The sequence below is a fragment of the Shewanella sp. S1-49-MNA-CIBAN-0167 genome (assembly GCF_040310145.1).
Classification (GTDB): domain Bacteria; phylum Pseudomonadota; class Gammaproteobacteria; order Enterobacterales; family Shewanellaceae; genus Shewanella; species Shewanella psychromarinicola.
The window spans coordinates 1-256 of sequence record NZ_JBEOPO010000372.1; the positions used below are offsets into that span (position 1 = coordinate 1).

General features: G+C 41.0%; 1 protein-coding gene. It reads left to right on the forward strand.

The genetic code is table 11. The annotated features are described in order from the left end of the window. Positions 1-256, forward strand: a 256-nt coding sequence (locus tag AAEZ00_RS21680) for an NAD(P)H-hydrate dehydratase (RefSeq protein WP_351090041.1), incomplete at both ends; no start/stop codon positions are given.

A 256-nucleotide genomic window follows, 5' to 3' on the forward strand; every position in this document is an offset into this window, starting at 1 on the left:
CCACTCAGTAACAAACATCTTAGCAACAGCCATTCACAGGGTTTATCTGTTCCTGATGGCAATAATGGATTTTTTTACGCCCTATTAACTGAGATACAAGCTAATCCTAATCCGGTCATCTTTGACGCTGACGCACTTAACTTTATGAGTCACTTACTTCATCCTAGCGGCCCATCGAAAACATCTATCAACTTGCCCAAAAACAGCATTATCACACCACACCCAAAGGAGTTATCAAGGTTACTCAATGTTGATG